This is a genomic window from Citrobacter sp. Cpo142, assembly GCF_030332425.1.
Taxonomy (GTDB): domain Bacteria; phylum Pseudomonadota; class Gammaproteobacteria; order Enterobacterales; family Enterobacteriaceae; genus Citrobacter; species Citrobacter portucalensis.
In genome coordinates, this window is the sequence record NZ_JAOWHW010000142.1 from 273,096 (window position 1) to 293,267 (window position 20,172).

14 protein-coding genes and 1 other annotated feature (1 of these 15 cut by a window edge) are annotated in these 20,172 nt (G+C 51.8%); of the genes, 9 read left to right on the forward strand and 5 right to left on the reverse strand.

The window, feature by feature from the left end; all coding sequences use genetic code 11:
• Positions 1-6 (forward strand) — a sequence feature (Thr leader region) (it extends 121 nt beyond the left edge of the window).
• A 23-nt stretch (positions 7-29) separates the two neighbouring features.
• The 3 genes from thrA to thrC are packed head-to-tail and all read left to right on the forward strand — an operon-like array spanning position 30 to position 4,713.
• Positions 30-2,492: a bifunctional aspartate kinase/homoserine dehydrogenase I gene (gene thrA, locus OGY18_RS22580; protein WP_149384476.1), complete on the forward strand. Its 2,463-nt coding sequence runs from the start codon at positions 30-32 to the stop codon at positions 2,490-2,492.
• A gap of 1 nt (position 2,493) precedes the next feature.
• Positions 2,494-3,423 (forward strand): homoserine kinase, encoded by a 930-nt coding sequence (thrB, locus tag OGY18_RS22585; protein WP_008786144.1) that lies wholly within the window; start codon positions 2,494-2,496, stop codon positions 3,421-3,423.
• A 3-nt stretch (positions 3,424-3,426) separates the two neighbouring features.
• The gene (gene thrC / locus OGY18_RS22590; RefSeq protein ID WP_286554456.1) at positions 3,427-4,713 is read left to right on the forward strand and encodes a threonine synthase; all 1,287 of its coding nucleotides are present in this window, start codon (positions 3,427-3,429) and stop codon (positions 4,711-4,713) included.
• An 84-nt stretch (positions 4,714-4,797) separates the two neighbouring features.
• Here thrC and yaaA read toward each other — a convergent pair whose 3' ends face one another.
• Together yaaA and OGY18_RS22600 are read right to left on the reverse strand one after the other, a co-directional pair.
• Complete coding sequence (gene yaaA / locus OGY18_RS22595) at positions 4,798-5,571, reverse strand: peroxide stress protein YaaA (protein WP_032942329.1); 774 nt, start codon at positions 5,569-5,571, stop codon at positions 4,798-4,800.
• Positions 5,572-5,648: 77 nt separating this feature from the next.
• Positions 5,649-7,079 (reverse strand): alanine/glycine:cation symporter family protein, encoded by a 1,431-nt coding sequence (locus tag OGY18_RS22600; RefSeq protein WP_063941080.1) that lies wholly within the window; start codon positions 7,077-7,079, stop codon positions 5,649-5,651.
• A gap of 273 nt (positions 7,080-7,352) precedes the next feature.
• On the opposite strand from OGY18_RS22600, the gene tal reads away from it, so the two are divergent.
• The 3 genes from tal (at position 7,353) to OGY18_RS22615 (ending at position 10,436) form a co-directional block, all read left to right on the forward strand.
• Entirely contained in the window at positions 7,353-8,306 is a 954-nt protein-coding gene (gene tal / locus OGY18_RS22605) for a transaldolase (RefSeq protein WP_003829752.1), read from the forward strand.
• A 110-nt stretch (positions 8,307-8,416) separates the two neighbouring features.
• A complete protein-coding gene (mog, locus tag OGY18_RS22610) occupies positions 8,417-9,004 on the forward strand; it encodes a molybdopterin adenylyltransferase (protein WP_286554458.1) in 588 nt (195 codons plus the stop codon).
• 124 nt (positions 9,005-9,128) lie between these two features.
• Complete coding sequence (locus tag OGY18_RS22615) at positions 9,129-10,436, forward strand: MFS transporter (protein ID WP_003829746.1); 1,308 nt, start codon at positions 9,129-9,131, stop codon at positions 10,434-10,436.
• Positions 10,437-10,470: 34 nt separating this feature from the next.
• Here the strand turns inward: OGY18_RS22615 and satP are convergent, their stop codons facing one another.
• Positions 10,471-11,037 carry an acetate uptake transporter gene (gene satP / locus OGY18_RS22620; protein ID WP_003829744.1) on the reverse strand — a complete coding sequence of 189 codons (567 nt, stop codon included), beginning with the start codon at positions 11,035-11,037 and terminating at the stop codon, positions 10,471-10,473.
• 364 nt (positions 11,038-11,401) lie between these two features.
• Positions 11,402-11,806 carry a DUF2541 family protein gene (locus tag OGY18_RS22625; protein WP_003829741.1) on the reverse strand — a complete coding sequence of 135 codons (405 nt, stop codon included), beginning with the start codon at positions 11,804-11,806 and terminating at the stop codon, positions 11,402-11,404.
• A gap of 383 nt (positions 11,807-12,189) precedes the next feature.
• On the opposite strand from OGY18_RS22625, the gene dnaK reads away from it, so the two are divergent.
• Positions 12,190-14,112 carry a molecular chaperone DnaK gene (gene dnaK / locus OGY18_RS22630; protein ID WP_149281234.1) on the forward strand — a complete coding sequence of 641 codons (1,923 nt, stop codon included), beginning with the start codon at positions 12,190-12,192 and terminating at the stop codon, positions 14,110-14,112.
• Between the two features lie 85 nt (positions 14,113-14,197).
• A complete protein-coding gene (dnaJ, locus tag OGY18_RS22635; protein WP_003829737.1) occupies positions 14,198-15,331 on the forward strand; it encodes a molecular chaperone DnaJ in 1,134 nt (377 codons plus the stop codon).
• A 68-nt stretch (positions 15,332-15,399) separates the two neighbouring features.
• Here dnaJ and OGY18_RS22640 read toward each other — a convergent pair whose 3' ends face one another.
• Positions 15,400-18,729 (reverse strand): DEAD/DEAH box helicase, encoded by a 3,330-nt coding sequence (locus OGY18_RS22640; RefSeq protein WP_191235781.1) that lies wholly within the window; start codon positions 18,727-18,729, stop codon positions 15,400-15,402.
• Between the two features lie 248 nt (positions 18,730-18,977).
• On the opposite strand from OGY18_RS22640, the gene nhaA reads away from it, so the two are divergent.
• Positions 18,978-20,144, forward strand: coding sequence for a Na+/H+ antiporter NhaA (nhaA, locus tag OGY18_RS22645; protein WP_079937135.1), 1,167 nt, complete (start codon positions 18,978-18,980; stop codon positions 20,142-20,144).
• Positions 20,145-20,172: the final 28 nt, after the last annotated feature.

Genomic DNA, 20,172 nt, shown 5'->3' on the forward strand with positions numbered 1-20,172 from the left:
TTTTTCGACCAAAGGCAATGAGGTAAACCATGCGAGTGTTGAAGTTCGGCGGTACATCAGTGGCAAATGCAGAGCGCTTTCTGCGGGTTGCCGATATTCTGGAAAGCAATGCCAGACAGGGGCAGGTCGCGACCGTTCTCTCTGCCCCCGCAAAAATTACCAACCATCTGGTGGCAATGATTGAGAAGACCATCGGTGGTCAGGATGCTTTAGCCAATATCAGCGATGCCGAACGCATTTTCTCTGAGCTGCTGGTGGGTCTTGCCGCCGCACAGCCGGGTTTCCCGCTGGCGCAGCTCAAAGCCTTTGTTGAACAAGAGTTTGCCCAGATTAAGCACGTCCTGCACGGCATCAGCCTGCTGGGACAGTGCCCGGACAGCATCAATGCCGCGCTTATCTGCCGTGGTGAAAAAATGTCGATTGCTATCATGGCCGGCCTGCTGGAAGCACGCGGGCATAACGTGACGGTCATCGACCCGGTGGAGAAATTGCTGGCTGTCGGCCATTACCTCGAATCTACCGTTGATATCGCCGAATCTACGCGCCGCATCGCCGCCAGCCGTATTCCTGCGGACCACATGATTCTGATGGCAGGGTTTACCGCTGGAAATGAAAAAGGTGAGTTAGTGGTGTTGGGGCGTAACGGCTCTGACTACTCTGCCGCTGTACTGGCCGCCTGTTTGCGTGCCGATTGTTGTGAAATCTGGACCGATGTCGACGGCGTATATACTTGCGATCCGCGTCAGGTACCCGACGCCCGACTGCTGAAGTCGATGTCTTATCAGGAAGCGATGGAGCTTTCTTACTTCGGCGCTAAAGTGCTGCACCCGCGCACCATTACCCCTATTGCCCAGTTCCAGATCCCGTGCCTGATTAAAAATACCGGCAATCCGCAAGCGCCCGGCACGCTGATCGGTGCCAGCAGTGATGACGATGATTTGCCGGTAAAAGGTATTTCTAACCTCAATAACATGGCGATGTTTAGCGTTTCCGGCCCTGGAATGAAAGGTATGGTGGGCATGGCGGCGCGCGTTTTTGCCGCAATGTCGCGTGCGGGCATCTCGGTAGTGCTGATCACCCAATCCTCTTCTGAATACAGCATCAGCTTCTGCGTCCCGCAGGGCGACTGCGCGCGTGCGCAACGCGCCATGCAGGATGAATTCTATCTCGAACTGAAAGAAGGCCTGCTGGAGCCGCTGGCGGTGACTGAGCGTCTGGCCATCATCTCGGTCGTTGGCGATGGTATGCGCACCCTGCGCGGCATCTCGGCGAAGTTCTTTGCCGCGCTGGCTCGGGCGAACATCAATATTGTAGCGATCGCCCAGGGCTCGTCTGAGCGTTCTATTTCGGTGGTGGTGAATAACGATGACGCGACCACCGGCGTACGCGTTACCCATCAGATGCTGTTCAACACCGACCAGGTGATTGAAGTGTTTGTGATTGGCGTAGGTGGCGTGGGCGGTGCGCTGCTGGAGCAGCTTAAACGTCAGCAAACCTGGCTCAAAAAGAAACATATCGATCTGCGTGTGTGCGGCGTGGCGAACTCGAAGGCGCTGCTGACCAACGTCCACGGTCTGAATCTGGAAAACTGGCAGTCGGAGCTGGAGAGCGCGAAAGAGCCTTTCAATCTTGGGCGCTTAATTCGTCTGGTGAAAGAATACCATCTGCTCAATCCGGTGATTGTCGACTGTACGTCAAGCCAGGCGGTAGCAGACCAGTATGCCGACTTCCTGCGCGAAGGCTTCCATGTGGTTACGCCGAACAAAAAGGCCAACACGTCGTCGATGGATTACTACCATCAGCTGCGTTTTGCCGCCGCGAAGTCACGTCGTAAATTCCTGTACGACACCAACGTGGGCGCGGGCCTGCCGGTTATTGAAAACCTGCAAAATCTGCTTAGCGCAGGTGATGAACTGCAACGTTTTTCAGGCATCCTTTCTGGCTCACTGTCGTTTATTTTCGGCAAGCTGGATGAAGGCATGAGCTTCTCGCAGGCCACCACCCTGGCGCGTGAGATGGGCTATACCGAACCCGATCCGCGTGACGATCTTTCCGGTACGGACGTGGCGCGTAAGCTGCTGATCCTGGCCCGTGAAACCGGTCGTGAGCTGGAGCTTTCTGACATTGTCATTGAGCCGGTCCTGCCAAAAGAGTTTGATGACTCCGGTGATGTTTCCGCGTTTATGGCGAAATTGTCGCAGCTGGATGACGTCTTTGCCGCGCGCGTGGCGAAAGCCCGTGATGAGGGAAAAGTATTGCGCTATGTTGGCAATATCGAAGAGGACGGCGTTTGTCGCGTGAAAATTGATGCAGTAGACGGCAACGATCCGCTGTTTAAAGTGAAAAACGGTGAAAACGCGCTGGCGTTCTATAGCCACTATTATCAGCCGTTACCGTTGGTTCTGCGCGGATATGGCGCGGGTAACGATGTGACGGCGGCGGGCGTCTTTGCCGACCTGCTACGCACCCTTTCATGGAAGTTAGGAGTCTGACATGGTGAGAGTTTATGCCCCGGCTTCCAGTGCCAATATGAGCGTCGGGTTTGATGTCCTCGGTGCGGCGGTAACTCCGGTGGATGGTTCGCTGTTGGGTGATGTGGTGTCCGTTGAGGCGGCTGACCAGTTTAGCCTGAACAACCTTGGGCGCTTTGCCAATAAGCTGCCGTCCGAGCCACGTGAAAATATTGTCTACCAGTGCTGGGAGCGATTCTGCCAGGAGCTGGGTAAAACCGTTCCGGTGGCGATGACGCTGGAAAAAAATATGCCGATTGGCTCCGGGTTAGGCTCCAGCGCCTGTTCCGTCGTGGCGGCGTTAGTCGCTATGAACGAACATTGCGGTAAGCCGCTCAACGATACGCGCCTGTTAGCGATAATGGGCGAACTTGAAGGACGTATCTCCGGCAGTATTCATTACGATAACGTCGCCCCGTGCTTTTTGGGCGGTATGCAGTTAATGATTGAAGAAAACGGCATTATTAGCCAGCAGGTGCCAGGCTTTGATGAGTGGCTGTGGGTACTGGCGTATCCAGGGATTAAAGTGTCGACGGCTGAAGCGCGGGCGATTCTCCCAGCGCAGTATCGCCGTCAGGACTGTATCGCTCACGGGCGGCATCTGGCGGGATTCATCCATGCCTGCTATTCCCGTCAGCCTCTTCTGGCCGCGAAGCTGATGAAAGATGTCATTGCTGAGCCGTATCGTACCCGCTTGCTGCCAGGCTTTAGCCAGGCGCGTCAGGCGGTAGCCGAAATTGGCGCGCTGGCCAGCGGTATATCTGGGTCAGGGCCGACGCTGTTCGCCTTGTGCGATAAGCCGGATACGGCGCAGCGCGTAGCAGACTGGCTGGGTAAAAATTACCTGCAAAATCAGGAAGGCTTTGTTCATATTTGCCGGCTGGACACGGCGGGCGCACGGGTACTGGGATAATCAATGAAACTGTATAATCTGAAAGATCACAACGAACAGGTCAGCTTTGCACAGGCCGTCACGCAAGGGCTTGGCAAGAATCAGGGATTGTTTTTTCCGCACGATCTACCGGAATTCAATCTGACAGAAATCGATGAGATGCTGAACCAGGACTTCGTTAGCCGCAGCGCGAAGATCCTGTCTGCATTTATTGGTGATGAGATCCCTCAGGAGATTCTGGAAGAACGCGTGCGCGCGGCATTTGCCTTTCCGGCACCGGTTGCTCAGGTTGCCGCGGATGTCGGCTGTCTGGAACTGTTCCACGGCCCAACGCTTGCATTTAAAGACTTTGGCGGGCGCTTTATGGCGCAGATGCTGACGCACATTAGTGGCGACAAACCGGTAACGATTCTGACGGCGACCTCCGGAGATACCGGGGCGGCCGTTGCGCATGCCTTTTATGGCCTGAAAAATGTGCGCGTGGTGATCCTCTACCCGAACGGCAAGATCAGCCCATTACAGGAAAAACTGTTCTGTACGCTGGGCGGTAACATTGAAACTGTGGCTATTGATGGCGATTTTGATGCCTGCCAGGCGCTGGTGAAACAGGCGTTTGATGACGAAGAGCTGAAGGTGGCTCTGGGACTGAACTCGGCTAACTCAATTAACATTAGCCGTCTGCTGGCGCAAATCTGTTACTACTTTGAGGCTGTGGCTCAACTGCCGCAAGAGGCGCGTAATCAACTGGTGATTTCCGTTCCCAGCGGTAACTTTGGCGATCTGACTGCCGGGCTGCTGGCGAAATCACTGGGCTTGCCGGTGAAGCGTTTTATCGCGGCGACTAACGTTAATGATACGGTTCCGCGCTTCCTTGCAGAAGGTGAGTGGGCACCGAAAGCGACTCAGGCGACGTTGTCGAATGCGATGGATGTCAGCCAGCCGAACAACTGGCCGCGCGTGGAAGAACTGTTCCGCCGTAAAATCTGGCGTCTGAATGAGTTGGGTTATGCCGCCGTTGACGATGCCACGACTCAGGACACGATGCGTGAGTTACATGAGATGGGCTACACCTCAGAACCGCATGCGGCGGTGGCTTACCGCGCGCTGCGTGACCAGCTAAACCCTGGCGAGTACGGCTTGTTCCTTGGTACTGCGCATCCGGCGAAGTTTAAAGAAAGCGTTGAAGAGATTCTTGACCTGACGCTGGCGTTGCCAAAAGAACTGGCTGAACGCGCGGATCTGCCGCTGCTTTCTCATCACCTGCCTGCTGATTTTGCTGCGCTGCGTAAGCTGATGATGACCCGCGGATAACGGTTGTGCCCGCTGGCATTTTGCTTAGCGGGCCAACAAAACCTGTAGGCCGGATAAGGCGTTAGCCGTCATCCGGCCTTTTTACTATTGCTCGTGGCGTTTAAATACCAGTTCGCCGTTTCCTGATGCTTCTTCATCAAAGAAATAGCCTTCGCTGTTAAATGCGGTCAATTGTTCCGGCTGCGTTAAGCGGTTCTCAATAATGTAGCGACTCATCAGGCCGCGCGCTTTTTTGGCATAGAAACTGATGACTTTGAACTTGCCGTTTTTCTCGTCGAGGAAGACTGGTTTGATAAGCTCAGCGTTGAGTTTTTTCGGCTTCACGGATTTAAAATACTCATCCGAGGCGAGGTTGATCACCACGCTGTCGCCTTGCGCTTCCAGCGCTTCGTTAAGTTTATCGGTGATGGTATCTCCCCAGAACTGGTAGAGATCTTTACCCTTCGCATTGGCCAGACGAATGCCCATCTCCAGACGGTAAGGCTGCATCAAATCCAACGGACGTAAAACGCCGTATAGCCCGGACAGCATCCGTAAATGCTGTTGAGCGAAGTCGAAATCCGCCTCGCTGAAGGTTTCAGCCTGCAACCCTGTATAGACGTCGCCTTTAAACGCCAGGATGGCCTGACGTGCATTGTCCGGCGTGAAGTCAGGCTGCCAGTCATGGAAACGGGTGGCGTTCAGATCCGCCAGCTTGTCGCTAATCCCCATCAGCTTGCCAATCTGAGGTGCAGAGAGCTGGCGTGCCACGTGAATAAGCTGCTGAGAGTGATCCAGCAACTCGGGCAGCGTATGACGTGTCGTTGCCAGCGGGCTTTGGTAGTCGAGCGTTTTTGCAGGTGAAATCAGAATCAGCATATCCAGTCCTTGCAGGAAATTTACTGCGACTTTAGCAAAAAAAACGACTGAATTGATCGATGGTTGCGATTGCCGCGCTATTCGCGCGGCGTTTCATCCCAGCTATCGGGCGCAAGCTGTTGTCTGATATCAGGATAACGGCGCGGATCGAATTCTGGGCGCACCCCGAGTTTACGCTGGCGCAGATAGTCGCTGGCGATGGTATGGACAACCGGAGAAAGCAGCAGAATCGCCGTCAGGTTAGTGATGGCCATACAAGCCATAATGATGTCGGCCAACTGCCAGACGAGTGGGAAGCTGACTAACGTTCCCCCAACAACGGTACTCACGGTAGCGATACGTAATAGCCAGATGACGCGGATGTTGTCCAGCTTCAGGAAAACGAGGTTGTTTTCCGCATAAATGTAGTTGGCGACGATAGAGCTAAAGGCAAACAGAATCACAATAAAAGCCACGAATCCGGCTCCCCATTCACCCGTCAGCGAGACCATGGCTCTTTGCAGCAACTGGATGCCTTCCATTGGCACATAAGTGGTGCCATTACCCGCCAGTAAAATGATCATTGCGCTGGCCGTACAAAGAATTAGCGTATCGCCCAATACACCAATCATTTGCACAATGCCTTGTGCTGCAGGGTGTGGCGGCCAGGATGCTGCCGAGGCAGCTGCGTTCGGGGTAGAGCCCATTCCGGCTTCATTAGAGAACATACCGCGCTGAAAACCGCTGGCAATGGCCTGGCTTAGCGTATATCCGGCGGCACCGGCCGCGGCTTCCTGCCAGCCAAAGGCGCTTTTTATGATGGTCATGATAATGCCGGGGAGCTGTCCGAAATGCCAAAGGCAGATGACGAGGCTACAACCGATCCACAGCAGCGCCATCATCGGAACAAACCATTGCATCAGGCGGGCGACGCCTTTAATGCCGCCGACGATGACCACTAATGACGCGATTGCCAGTGCGATACCGGAGAAGAGGGGAGGGATATCAAAAGCAAAATCCAGCGCACGAGAGACCGAGTTCGCCTGAACGCTGTTAAAAATCAGGCCATAGGCAATAAGCAAAAAGATGGCAAACAGCACGCCCATCCAGCGCATGCCCAGCCCACGGGCCATATACCATGCAGGACCGCCGCGAAACTGTCCCTTGCTGTCGCGCTCTTTATACAGTTGGGCAAGGGAACATTCGGCGAATGACGTTGCCATACCAATGACCGCCGAGACCCACATCCAGAAAATGGCTCCCGCGCCGCCGGCGGCGATCGCCAACGCCACACCTGCCAGATTTCCGCTACCGACGCGCGCGGCAAGACTGGTGCACAATGCCTGAAAGGAAGTTAAACCGCCCGGCTGCGGGCTGATGCTGTTTTTAAGACTTTTGCCAAACTGGCGAATATAGCGGAACTGCACGAACCCTGTACGCCAGGTGAACCAACATCCTGCGCCAAGCAGGAGGTAGATCATCACCGATCCCCAGAGTATTTCATTAATAAATGAGAAAAAATCAGGCATTAACATCCCTCTTGTTGATGCCGGTAAGCGCGAATAATCCCGTGTAAGCGCTACCAATTATCGACCAGTATATACCTTATAAGGTGATTGATTGCGGGAGTTTACCATAACAATGGGTATATCCTTAATTGCGCATCACGAGCTGTGAGATGCGTAATCAGGGCTGAGCGGCGGGTCGGACAATCCAGGCGGTTGCGCTGAGAGTGCGTCGTGCTATCATCAGGGAAGATCGGTTACATCCCCCTAACAAGCTGTTTAAAGAGAATCGCTATCATGACGGACAAATTGACCTCCCTTCGTCAGTTCACCACAGTAGTGGCCGACACCGGAGACATCGCGGCAATGAAGCTGTATCAGCCTCAGGATGCCACAACTAACCCTTCTCTCATTCTTAACGCAGCGCAGATCCCAGAATACCGCAAGCTGATTGATGATGCTGTAGCCTGGGCTAAGCAGCAGAGCAACGACCGCGCACAGCAGATCGTCGACGCGACCGACAAACTGGCAGTAAATATCGGTCTGGAGATCCTGAAACTGGTCCCGGGTCGTATTTCTACTGAAGTTGACGCTCGTCTGTCCTACGACACCGACGCGTCCATCGCGAAAGCAAAACGTCTGATCAAAATGTACAACGATGCTGGCATCAGCAACGATCGCATTCTGATCAAACTGGCTTCAACCTGGCAGGGCATCCGTGCCGCTGAGCAGCTGGAAAAAGAAGGTATCAACTGTAACCTGACTCTGCTGTTCTCCTTCGCGCAGGCGCGCGCATGTGCAGAAGCTGGCGTATACCTGATTTCTCCGTTTGTTGGTCGTATTCTGGACTGGTACAAAGCCAACACTGACAAGAAAGAGTATGCACCGGCAGAAGATCCGGGTGTGGTTTCCGTAACGGAAATCTACGAGTACTACAAACAGCACGGTTACGAAACCGTGGTGATGGGTGCGAGCTTCCGTAACGTCGGCGAAATCATTGAGCTGGCAGGCTGCGATCGTCTGACGATTGCTCCGGCACTGCTGAAAGAGCTGGCGGAAAGCGAAGGCACTATCGAACGTAAACTGTCCTTCTCCGGCGAAGTGAAAGCGCGCCCTGCACGTATCACTGAAGCTGAGTTCCTGTGGCAGCACAACCAGGATCCGATGGCTGTAGACAAACTGGCGGACGGTATCCGTAAGTTTGCTGTAGACCAGGGTAAACTGGAAAAAATGATCGGCGATCTGCTGTAATCATTAACGCGTGGCCCTGACAGGGGTCACGCTACCTCTTCTGAAACCTGTCTGTCCTTCCCTTCGCAGTGTATCATTCTGTTTAACGAGACTGTTTAAACGGAATAATCATGAATACTTTACGCATTGGCCTGGTTTCCATTTCTGACCGTGCTTCCAGCGGCGTTTACCAGGATAAAGGTATCCCGGCCCTTGAAGAGTGGCTGGCATCTGCCCTTACCACCCCTTTTGAGCTGCAAACGCGGTTGATCCCGGATGAACAGGCGATCATCGAACAGACCTTATGCGAGCTGGTGGATGAAATGAGCTGTCATCTGGTGCTGACTACCGGCGGAACGGGTCCGGCCCGTCGCGACGTGACGCCTGATGCCACGCTTGCCGTAGCCGACCGCCAGATGCCGGGCTTTGGTGAGCAGATGCGCCAGATAAGCCTGCACTTTGTGCCAACGGCTATTCTCTCCCGCCAGGTTGGCGTGATTCGTAAACAGGCATTGATTCTGAATCTGCCTGGGCAGCCAAAATCGATCAAAGAAACGCTGGAAGGCGTGAAAGATGCTGACGGTAAGGTTATCGTGCCGGGTATATTTGCAAGTGTACCGTATTGTATACAGTTGCTGGATGGGCCGTATGTGGAAACCGCGCCGGCTGTAGTAGCATCTTTTCGTCCTAAAAGCGCAGTTCGCGATACAAACGCCTGAAAGTAGCTCGATCGTGACATAAGTGCCAATGATAGTGGAGTGTTGAATTGTTTACGATATAGTAATTTTTGCTTTACATATATCGAAAGACAGATTCAATAACTCCACTGACTCATGGTTTGCTATGTCACAACACACTCGACCGCTGAATCGCCAGGATTATAAAACTCTTACGCTTGCTGCCCTCGGCGGTGCGCTTGAGTTTTATGATTTCATTATCTTCGTCTTCTTTGCCGCTGTTGTCGGCGAACTCTTCTTCCCGGCAGACATTCCTGAATGGCTACGTCAGGTGCAAACCTTTGGCATTTTTGCCGCCGGATATCTGGCGCGTCCGCTGGGTGGCATCATCATGGCGCACTTTGGCGATCTGGTCGGGCGTAAGAAAATGTTCACCCTGAGCATTTTGCTGATGGCGATACCGACGCTGGCGATTGGTCTTTTGCCTACCTACGCCTCAATGGGGATCCTCGCGCCGCTGCTGTTACTGCTGATGCGCATTTTGCAAGGCGCTGCCATCGGTGGAGAAGTGCCGGGCGCGTGGGTGTTCGTTGCGGAACACGTACCGGAGCGCCGCATCGGCATTGCCTGTGGCACGCTGACCGCCGGGCTGACGGTGGGGATTCTGCTGGGATCGGTGGTCGCAACGCTGGTGAATACCAGCCTGACGCAGCAGGCGGTGCATGACTACGGCTGGCGTATCCCGTTCCTGCTGGGGGGCGTGTTTGGGCTGGTGGCGATGTACCTGCGTCGCTGGTTGCAGGAAACGCCCATCTTCCTCGAAATGCAGCAGCGTAAAGCGCTGGCGCAAGAGCTACCGGTGAAGTCGGTGGTGAGCAAACATAAAAAAGCGGTGGTCATTTCCATGCTGCTGACCTGGCTGTTATCGGCCGGGATTGTGGTGGTGATCCTGATGTCGCCAGTCTGGTTGCAGAAGCAGTATGGCTTTGCACCCGCGCTAACGTTACAGGCTAACAGTGTCGCTACCATTATGCTGTGCGTCGGTTGTCTGCTGGCCGGGTTTATTGTCGACCGGGTCGGCGCCAGCAAAACTTTTATTGTCGGTAGCCTGCTGCTGGCTTGCTCGAGCTGGTTTTTCTATCACCTGACCGGCAGCCATCCTCAGCACTTGTTCTTGTTATACGGGCTGGTAGGGTTGTGCGTTGGTGTGGTGGGAGCAGTGCCTTATGTGATGGTGCGGGCGTTTCCGGCAGAGGTCCGCTTTACCGGAATCTCCTTTTCTTACAACGTGTCGTACGCCATTTTTGGTGGTCTGACGCCAATCGCCGTGACGATGTTAATGAGCGTGTCGCCAATGGCTCCGGCCTGGTATGTGCTGGCGTTATCGCTGGTGGGGTTAGGTCTGGGGATTTGGCTGCGACAGGATATTTATCATCGCGATACGAGTGTACAGGGAGAGTTACAGCGCTTGTAAGGAATATCCCCCCGTTCGGGGGGATAGCGTCAGATTAGTGCGCTTCACCAATTGGCAGGATGGTACGGCCAAACTGTTCGTTCAGCACTTCACCCATCGCCAGGTAAATGGCGCTTGCGCCACACACTAAGCCAATCCAACCAGCAACGTGAATGATCGCTTCGTTACCTGCAATGTTGCCAACCGCCAGCAGTGCGAACAGCACTGTCAGGCTCAGGAAGACAAACTGCAACGCGCGGTTAGCTTTCAGCGTGCCGAAGAACATGAACAGTGTGAACACGCCCCACAGACCCAGGTACACGCCCAGGAACTGACCATTGGTTGCATCCGCCAGGCCCATTTTCGGCATGATCAGGATTGCAACCAGCGTCAGCCAGAACGAACCGTAGGAGGTAAAGGCGGTTAAACCGAAGGTGTTGCCTTTTTTATATTCCAGCAGACCGGCAAATATTTGCGCGATACCGCCGTAGAAAATGCCCATCGCCAGAATAATAACGTCAAAGGCGAAGAAACCCGCGTTGTGCAGGTTAAGCAGAATGGTGGTCATGCCAAAGCCCATCAGGCCCAGCGGTGCCGGATTAGCCAACTTAGTGTTGCCCATAATTCCTCAAAATCATCATTGATTGAATGGTGAAATAGTTTCCCCAAATAACGATCACTGTCTTCGGGGCGCGGCATGATAATCAGGGGAGAGGGCACTGTCTATGATCTAACGAAGGGAAAATGAATTATTTTCCCTGTGATGGGCATCACGCTTACGCATGGTTGATCATTTTGCTAAGACAGACGATTTGAAGTACCACCGGGAACTAAGGGATTTGGTGGACGATCTGGTGAGAAATACCCATAGCCAGATGGCGCTGCTTCATGCGCGCGGCAGTGGTTATTCCAGTTCAAAGGCTTTCGCATCAACCGCGTGTCTGCCCCGCATGTTTTCTATGGCTTCTGAATCAAAATGTGCGGAATTAGTCGTCGCCAATAACTTTCAGCGTTGCCATGTCAGAGGAGTTTACTGACTGGCCCGAGAAGGTGATTTTAGACACGCAACGTTTATTGTCGTTGTCGCTATTAATAGTGATCCAGTTGGTCGTTTGTCCCTCTTTAATGGATGACGGGACGTTCAGGCTTTGGCTGGAAGTGCGTACTGCTTTGAAGTAGACGGATGCGCCGTTAAGTTTAATATCGCCGCGATCGGCGGTGAGCTGAATGCGCTTCACAACCCGGCAAACGGGAATTCTCAGCGTGAGGTCGTTGGTTGCGTTGCGGGGCATCGCAACCATACCCAGAACTTTATGATCGTTAGCGTGTGCGGCGCTGCTCAGCAGCAGGCCCATAAGCAGGCTGGTGGAAAGGGTTAACACGGATTTCATGGAAATTCTCTTTGACGGCTGTAAAAGTGTGTGACATCAGACCATCTTACCGCCGACGGGAAACCGTTTCATGGTCGTAATCTTTTCTTTTTATTACAATTTTTATGTGAATGGCTTTGCTGATTTAATCTGTTTTATGAATTAATTTTGATCTGGGACTATTCATTTTTTAATCTTTTAGCCTTTTTTCTGCGATTTTATCGCCACTGTGCTAAAAAAAATTTTCATGCCCCCCTTGATGACGTGGGTTACGACCCCATCTTGTAGACAACCGCAGTGGTGAGTCTGAAAAAAAACGATTCAGGGTAGTTGAAACCGCACGTTTCGCCCTTATTACAGATTCACAACCACATGATGACCGAATTTTTAGTGGAGACGTTTAGATGGGTAAAATTATTGGTATCGACCTGGGTACTACCAACTCTTGTGTAGCGATTATGGATGGCACTACTGCACGTGTGCTGGAGAACGCCGAGGGCGATCGCACCACGCCTTCTATCATTGCTTATACCCAGGATGGTGAAACTCTGGTTGGTCAGCCGGCTAAACGTCAGGCAGTGACAAACCCGCAAAACACCCTGTTTGCGATTAAACGCCTGATTGGCCGCCGCTTCCAGGACGAAGAAGTACAGCGTGACGAAGCCATCATGCCGTACAAAATCATCGGTGCTGACAACGGTGATGCATGGATTGATGTAAAAGGTCAGAAAATGGCACCGCCGCAGATTTCTGCTGAAGTGCTGAAAAAAATGAAGAAAACGGCTGAAGATTACCTGGGCGAACCGGTAACTGAAGCGGTTATCACCGTACCTGCATACTTCAACGATGCTCAGCGTCAGGCAACCAAAGATGCTGGCCGTATCGCAGGTCTGGAAGTAAAACGTATCATCAACGAACCGACCGCAGCGGCACTGGCTTACGGTCTGGATAAAGAAGTTGGCAACCGTACTATCGCGGTTTATGACCTCGGTGGTGGTACTTTCGATATCTCTATTATCGAAATCGACGAAGTTGACGGCGAAAAAACCTTCGAAGTTCTGGCAACCAACGGTGATACCCACCTGGGTGGTGAAGACTTCGACAGCCGTATGATCAACTACCTGGTTGACGAATTTAAGAAAGATCAGGGTATCGATCTGCGTAATGACCCGCTGGCGATGCAGCGTCTGAAAGAAGCCGCTGAGAAAGCGAAGATCGAACTGTCTTCCGCTCAGCAGACCGACGTGAACCTGCCGTACATTACTGCAGACGCGACTGGTCCGAAACACATGAACATCAAAGTGACCCGTGCGAAACTGGAAAGCCTGGTTGAAGACCTGGTTAACCGTTCTATCGAGCCGCTGAAAGTTGCTCTGCAGGATGCTGGTCTGTCTGTTTCCGACGTTCAGGACGTTATCCTGGTCGGTGGTCAGACTCGTATGCCGATGGTACAGAAGAAAGTTGCTGAGTTCTTCGGTAAAGAGCCGCGTAAAGACGTTAACCCGGACGAAGCAGTGGCAATCGGTGCTGCCGTTCAGGGTGGTGTATTGACCGGTGATGTGAAAGACGTGCTGCTGCTGGACGTTACCCCGCTGTCTCTGGGTATCGAAACCATGGGTGGCGTGATGACTCCACTGATCGCGAAAAACACCACTATCCCGACCAAGCACAGCCAGGTGTTCTCTACCGCTGAAGACAACCAGTCTGCGGTAACCATCCACGTGCTGCAGGGTGAACGTAAACGCGCCGCTGATAACAAAGATCTGGGTCAGTTTAACCTGGATGGTATCAGCCCGGCTCCGCGCGGTATGCCGCAGATCGAAGTTACTTTTGACATCGATGCCGACGGTATCCTGCACGTTTCCGCGAAAGACAAAAACAGCGGTAAAGAGCAGAAGATCACCATCAAGGCTTCTTCTGGTCTGAACGAAGAAGAAATTCAGAAAATGGTTCGCGAAGCAGAAGCGAACGCAGAATCTGACCGTAAGTTTGAAGAGCTGGTTCAGACTCGTAACCAGGGTGACCATCTGCTGCACAGCACTCGTAAGCAGGTTGAAGAAGCAGGCGACAAACTGCCAACTGATGACAAAACTGCCATCGAGTCTGCACTGACCGCACTGGAAACTTCTCTGAAAGGCGAAGACAAAGCGGATATCGAAGCGAAAATGCAGGCGCTGGCACAGGTTTCCCAGAAACTGATGGAAATCGCTCAGCAGCAGCACGCACAGCAGCAGGCTGGCGCAGCAGGCGCTGATGCTTCTGCAAACAACGCGAAAGATGACGACGTTGTCGACGCCGAGTTTGAAGAAGTGAAAGACAAAAAATAATCGCCCTTTGAACGGGTAATTACTGGCACGGGCGAAGAGGTTTCCTCTCCGCCCGTGCACGCATGTTAGGGGCAGATAAAAAGAGATGGCTAAGCAAGACTATTACGAGATTTTAGGCGTTTCCAAATCAGCGGAAGAGCGTGAAATCAAAAAGGCCTACAAGCGCCTGGCCATGAAATTTCACCCGGACCGCAACCAGGGTGATAAAGAGGCCGAAGCCAAGTTTAAAGAGATCAAAGAAGCGTACGAAATCCTGACCGATGCGCAAAAACGTGCGGCTTACGATCAGTACGGTCATGCTGCGTTTGAGCAAGGCGGCATGGGCGGTGGCGGCGGTTTTGGCGGCGGGGCTGACTTCAGCGATATCTTTGGTGACGTGTTTGGCGATATTTTTGGCGGCGGTCGTGGTCGTCAGCGCGCCTCACGTGGTGCTGATTTACGTTACAACATGGATCTCACTCTGGAAGAAGCCGTGCGTGGCGTCACCAAAGAGATCCGTATTCCGACTCTGGAAGAGTGTGACGTCTGCCACGGTAGCGGTGCGAAGGCAGGTACTCAGCCGCAGACCTGTCCAACCTGTCATGGTTCTGGTCAGGTACAGATGCGTCAGGGCTTTTTTGCCGTACAGCAGACCTGTCCACACTGCCAGGGTCGCGGTACGCTGATCAAAGATCCGTGCAACAAATGCCACGGTCATGGTCGTGTTGAGAAAAGCAAAACGCTGTCCGTTAAGATCCCGGCAGGGGTTGATACCGGCGACCGTATTCGTTTAGCGGGCGAAGGTGAAGCCGGTGAACATGGTGCACCAGCAGGTGATTTGTACGTTCAGGTGCAGGTAAAACAGCACCCAATTTTCGAACGTGAAGGCAATAACCTGTACTGCGAAGTACCGATTAACTTTGCGATGGCAGCGCTGGGCGGCGAGATTGAAGTCCCAACGCTGGACGGTCGCGTGAAGCTAAAAATTCCGGGCGAAACGCAAACTGGCAAACTTTTCCGCATGCGTGGAAAGGGCGTCAAGTCTGTACGCGGTGGCGCTCAGGGCGACCTGCTGTGCCGCGTGGTGGTTGAAACCCCTGTGGGCCTGAACGACAAGCAGAAGCAACTGCTCAAAGATCTGCAGGACAGCTTTGGCGGCCCGACCGGCGAACAAAACAGTCCGCGCTCCAAAAGCTTCTTCGACGGTGTGAAGAAGTTCTTTGACGATCTGACGCGCTAAGCTTACTGCCGTATATTCTAAAAAGCCTGAAATTGGAAAATCTCAGGCTTTTATTTTTGGTTCTGTTCTCACTTCCACTCCAGGCTTACCTGTTCAACAACGATATTTGTCTCTGCTTTCTCCGGCAAGGTATGTGCGACACTTGCAAATCCGGGTAATGTCTTCCATACCAATGGGTCTCCAATAACAAAAATGTGTTTTTTAGCACGGGTAAGGGCCACGTTCAGAAGATTAGGTTTGCTCGAAGCCCATTCTGCGCCGCCGCGATTGTGTACATCACATCCAAGAACAAAAATAACGATGTCGTTTTCTTTCCCCTGAAAAGTATGGACTGTACCAACACAGCTTTTTTGCCACTCTTTAATTTCTTTATGTTTTAGTCGCGGTGAGTATTGTTGCCAGCTGGCCAGCTCTCTTTGTTCAATCAGTTCCAACAAAGCATATTTAACAGCCTTGAATGGAGTAATAACGTAAATAGACCCCAGATCTATATTTTCCGTGAGTAGACGGTCCAGCAGCGTAATCAGGCTTTGACCGTGACTATCTCGGTACTGCTTGTCTCCCAAACCGCCTCTTGAAACCAACCAGTGGTTTTCAAGTTCGCCATTGACAAGACGGCTACAGATTTTGTCTGTATCAAGCCCGTGAATCATCCGGTTATTGTATGCCAGTTTATTAGCAATACTGAACATGGGTTCGATACAACGGCGATGTACCCATAATGGGATCCCAATCCAGATGTTATTGTTCATCATCTCTAATTTGCAGCCCCAATGATTGACGCGATCGGCAACCTGTTGGACTGAGAGCTTTTCTGGATTCCACTTTTCAGCATGCTCGTGTAGAAGGTCCTGACAAAGGTGCCTAACCAGTGATGGAGAGGTGGTGAATACAGGCTCAATCTGTAACGGATCGCCCACAACGAGTACGCGTTTGGCGCGCCATATAGCGCCGACGGCCTGTTGAGGTGATGCCTGGCCAGCTTCATCGATCATTACCCAGCCAAGCTCGCCGCCTTTTACTCCATGCAGCATACGTCCCACTGAGGCAAAGGTTGTAGAGAGTACCGGGACAAACATGCATAACGTTTGCCACCAGGGGAGTGGCGTGGGCTCAAGATGAGGGGAATTTAAAAAATTCCTCAGGCGGAGCAGGAACATTTCTCTAAAGCGATCAACGCTCCCCATTGCCTCGTAAAGCCAGGCTTGATGAAGATCCATCGCAGCCATAAACAACAGTGAGCGTTGGCGGTTGATCTGAGCGTTTTGCCAGAATGCGGTGCGCTGTAAGCCAGCATTATCGATGGGTTTATGGCTATCAGGTAGAGCTATTCCTGAAAACTTATCCTTCAGGCCCCGCAATTTTTGTTCTATTTCCTCGCGCTGCAGGGCAATCCTGTCTATTTCTTGCTGTAAGCGGCGTTTTTGGGCGTCTGCCTCATTCAGTTGTTTACGCTGTTCAGAAATGAGCTGTGTTTTGTGTATTAATGATGCGCTAAGCGTTAAAAGATGCTGTTGTGTGTTACGTAATGATGTCTGGTAAGTCTGTACCTTTTTACGATTGAGCAAACGAGTCAGCAGGCCAGGTGCATCGGCTTCTTCTATTTTTTGCTGTTGCTTGGCATGCTGAATCTGTTTTTCAATTACGTCCTGCTCAGCTTCAAATTCCTTAAGTGCGCTAAGCCGCTCTTGACATCGCACTGCCGCTTTTGCCATGTCCGAAGACAAAACATCAGATGAACAGTAAGGTTTTTTTGCCAGCAGTTCGGCTAATTCTGCTAACTGTTTTTGCAGCTCTTCTGTTGTTTTCAGGCAGTGAATGAAATGCTGCTTTGCTGCGGTAAAAGAGAGTTTATTGTGGCAAGACTTCCAGCGCCAAAGGCTGAGAAAGTTTTCGTTGTCCGGTCTAGCCATTTCGACTGATGTGTCGCGTAAAAAATGCTCATCAAACAGTAATCTTTGGGCGAATTTTGTACGATTTGTTTTTCTTCCAAGAGCTACTGAAATTAATCCCCAACACTGTTTTTCTGTCGCAAGAGGACGAAAGAGATGGTAATTACGCTCAGTTCCTTTTCCATCTTTATCTCTTTTATGCGCAGATTTGGGCAGGGATTTTGCTGCAACTTGATTTGCGGTCGGTGACAAATAGTCAAGAGAACGAAATTCTTCGGCCAGCGATTTCTTTTGCGGTAATTCGTTAGAGATATTTTCTACGGCTGCATTATTGGATGAGGCCACAATCATTTCGAAACCGGTCAGTTCCGGGACGATAAAGCCTTCATGGGTAAGCGTATCTTCCACATTGCTGAAGCCCGCAAGGATTCTCGCTCGTTCAACGACATTATGCGCAACTAAATCACGCAGCAACGTCGTTTTCCCCGTTCCCGGAGGCCCATTTACTGATAGTAATCCACCTTCAGCAAGCTCTTCTACCGCCGTATTTATTGCAAACTGCTGCATTAATGACATCGCGTGCTCTGGCTCTGAAGGCCAACGCCCCAGAGGCATTTTAGTCGGATGCAGCTTATCGATAATGGCTGTTAGTCCTTTCTGAGAATAGAGATCCGGGTTTCTGTGAACAAGGTGAGTGAGGTAAGTATTGAGTGTTCGGCATCGAGTGTCTTCCAATGATGACATTGCATCTTCAATATCCTCAAAAAAGAAGCTATTTAAGATGGGAAGTACTAATGCCTTTTCATTGTCGCTTATGAGGTCTTCCGTTTCGCTAGCTTCTTCTTGTTCCGTGTCCTGGCTCTCATTGTTGCCGTTAAACCAGTCAATTTGTATTGCATATTGCCATTCAGGTGCAAAGTCCGCCCATGATGTTAAATGAGTGTCGAGCAGCGTGAGAATATTGCTTGCGCGCAATACTCCCGGGCCTTTTTCCCTTACGGGCTCTAACGTAACGCAGAAATCATTGAATGTATCGGCAAGATGCATACAATCGACCGCGAAGACTGATGAGTCGAGTTTGTGGAATTGACGTTTTTTAAGATGGCCCAACGCCCAGGGTAGCGAACTTACCGACAGTTTATCTCTCGTGGGTACACCTTCTCCGTTCAACTGCATCTTAGCAAAACAGGTTGTCCCTTCCTGATCCAAGCGCTGTTCGCATTCGTCGTCATTTTCCTCATTTGTTCCAAGAACCTCCTGACTAATACGGCTGACGATATTTTTCTCAAATAGCCCTACGTGAACAATAAATGATGCCTTCGGCGGAATGTCATATTGCTGGCGTAATTTCTCTGAATGCCACGGAAGTGAAGCATCACCTAATGTAATGAGTTTTTTTAGTGGGATCAGCAGGCTTTTATCTTTTCTTTCAAGCGTATAAGGCTGAAAAAATTCTATGCGTTGCCAGGTTCTCAATATTTCTTGCGGGAGAGGTGTCGAGTCCATCTTAGCTCTTTGATTATTATCCCAATATATCAATGAATACGAGAATACTCTGATCCAAGAATTTTTGAAGATCTGAGAGGAGGAATCATTCTCTCTGGCGGTAATGGCACAGGCAGAACATCTTGATGATTGCTGAAATTTTTACTCGTAAAATCCGATCTATCCATAATGAATAATCTAATTTTAACGAGCTTTTTGAGGGTGTAAGATAGTATTTACGAAGTATTCACCCAATAGAGAGAATAAAAGTGAAACATCTGCATCGTTTTTTTAGTAGTGACGCCTCGGGGGGCATCATTCTGATCATCGCAGCCGTGGTCGCTATGCTGATGGCAAATATCGGGGTTACCAGCGGATGGTACCACGCCTTTTTGGAAACGCCCGTTCAACTGCGGGTTGGCGCGCTTGAGATCAACAAAAATATGCTGCTGTGGATCAACGACGCGTTGATGGCGGTGTTCTTCCTGTTGATTGGTCTGGAAGTAAAGCGCGAGTTAATGCAAGGTTCGCTGGCCAGTCTGCGTCAGGCGGCGTTCCCGATCATTGCTGCTATCGGGGGCATGATTGTCCCGGCGCTGCTGTACCTGGCATTCAACTATGCCGATCCCATCACCCGTGAAGGGTGGGCGATCCCGGCGGCAACGGATATCGCTTTTGCGTTAGGTGTGCTGGCGTTGTTGGGCAGTCGTGTACCACTGGCGTTGAAAATCTTCCTGATGGCGCTGGCGATTATTGATGACCTCGGCGCTATCGTCATCATCGCACTGTTCTATACCAGCGATCTCTCGCTGCTGTCGCTGGGCGTTGCCGCGTGCGCGATCCTCGTTCTGGCGGCATTGAATCTGTGCGGAGTGAGACGCACCGGTATTTATATTCTGGTCGGCGTAGTGCTGTGGACTGCCGTACTGAAGTCTGGCGTGCATGCAACACTGGCGGGCGTGATCGTGGGCTTCTTCATTCCATTGAAGGAAAAACACGGACGTTCACCGGCGAAGCGACTGGAGCATGTTCTGCATCCATGGGTGGCATACCTGATCCTGCCACTGTTTGCCTTCGCTAACGCAGGCGTTTCACTGCAGGGCGTCACTATTGATGGACTGACCTCGATATTACCGCTGGGGATCATTGCCGGCCTGTTGATCGGCAAACCGTTGGGTATCAGTCTGTTTTGCTGGCTGGCGTTACGCCTCAAGGTGGCGCAATTGCCGGAAGGAACGAATTTCCAGCAGATTATGGCGGTCGGTATTCTTTGCGGCATTGGCTTTACGATGTCGATTTTTATTGCCAGCCTGGCGTTTGGCAACGTCGATCCTGAGCTGATTAACTGGGCGAAACTGGGGATCCTGATTGGCTCCTTACTGTCGGCGGTTATTGGTTACAGCTGGTTACGCACCCGGTTGAACGCGTCAGCCTGACGGGATAACCCTTTTGTGACAATTTTCA

Bases quoted from the DNA above. Each gene is read 5' to 3' on its own strand.
- thrA (WP_149384476.1), top strand. From the start codon at position 30: ATGCGAGTGTTGAAGTTCGGCGGTACATCAGTGGCAAATGCAGAGCGC.
- thrB (WP_008786144.1), top strand. From the start codon at position 2,494: ATGGTGAGAGTTTATGCCCCGGCTTCCAGTGCCAATATGAGCGTCGGG.
- thrC (WP_286554456.1), top strand. From the start codon at position 3,427: ATGAAACTGTATAATCTGAAAGATCACAACGAACAGGTCAGCTTTGCA.
- yaaA (WP_032942329.1), bottom strand. From the start codon at position 5,571: ATGCTGATTCTGATTTCACCTGCAAAAACGCTCGACTACCAAAGCCCG.
- OGY18_RS22600 (WP_063941080.1), bottom strand. From the start codon at position 7,079: ATGCCTGATTTTTTCTCATTTATTAATGAAATACTCTGGGGATCGGTG.
- tal (WP_003829752.1), top strand. From the start codon at position 7,353: ATGACGGACAAATTGACCTCCCTTCGTCAGTTCACCACAGTAGTGGCC.
- mog (WP_286554458.1), top strand. From the start codon at position 8,417: ATGAATACTTTACGCATTGGCCTGGTTTCCATTTCTGACCGTGCTTCC.
- OGY18_RS22615 (WP_003829746.1), top strand. From the start codon at position 9,129: ATGTCACAACACACTCGACCGCTGAATCGCCAGGATTATAAAACTCTT.
- satP (WP_003829744.1), bottom strand. From the start codon at position 11,037: ATGGGCAACACTAAGTTGGCTAATCCGGCACCGCTGGGCCTGATGGGC.
- OGY18_RS22625 (WP_003829741.1), bottom strand. From the start codon at position 11,806: ATGAAATCCGTGTTAACCCTTTCCACCAGCCTGCTTATGGGCCTGCTG.
- dnaK (WP_149281234.1), top strand. From the start codon at position 12,190: ATGGGTAAAATTATTGGTATCGACCTGGGTACTACCAACTCTTGTGTA.
- dnaJ (WP_003829737.1), top strand. From the start codon at position 14,198: ATGGCTAAGCAAGACTATTACGAGATTTTAGGCGTTTCCAAATCAGCG.
- OGY18_RS22640 (WP_191235781.1), bottom strand. From the start codon at position 18,729: ATGGACTCGACACCTCTCCCGCAAGAAATATTGAGAACCTGGCAACGC.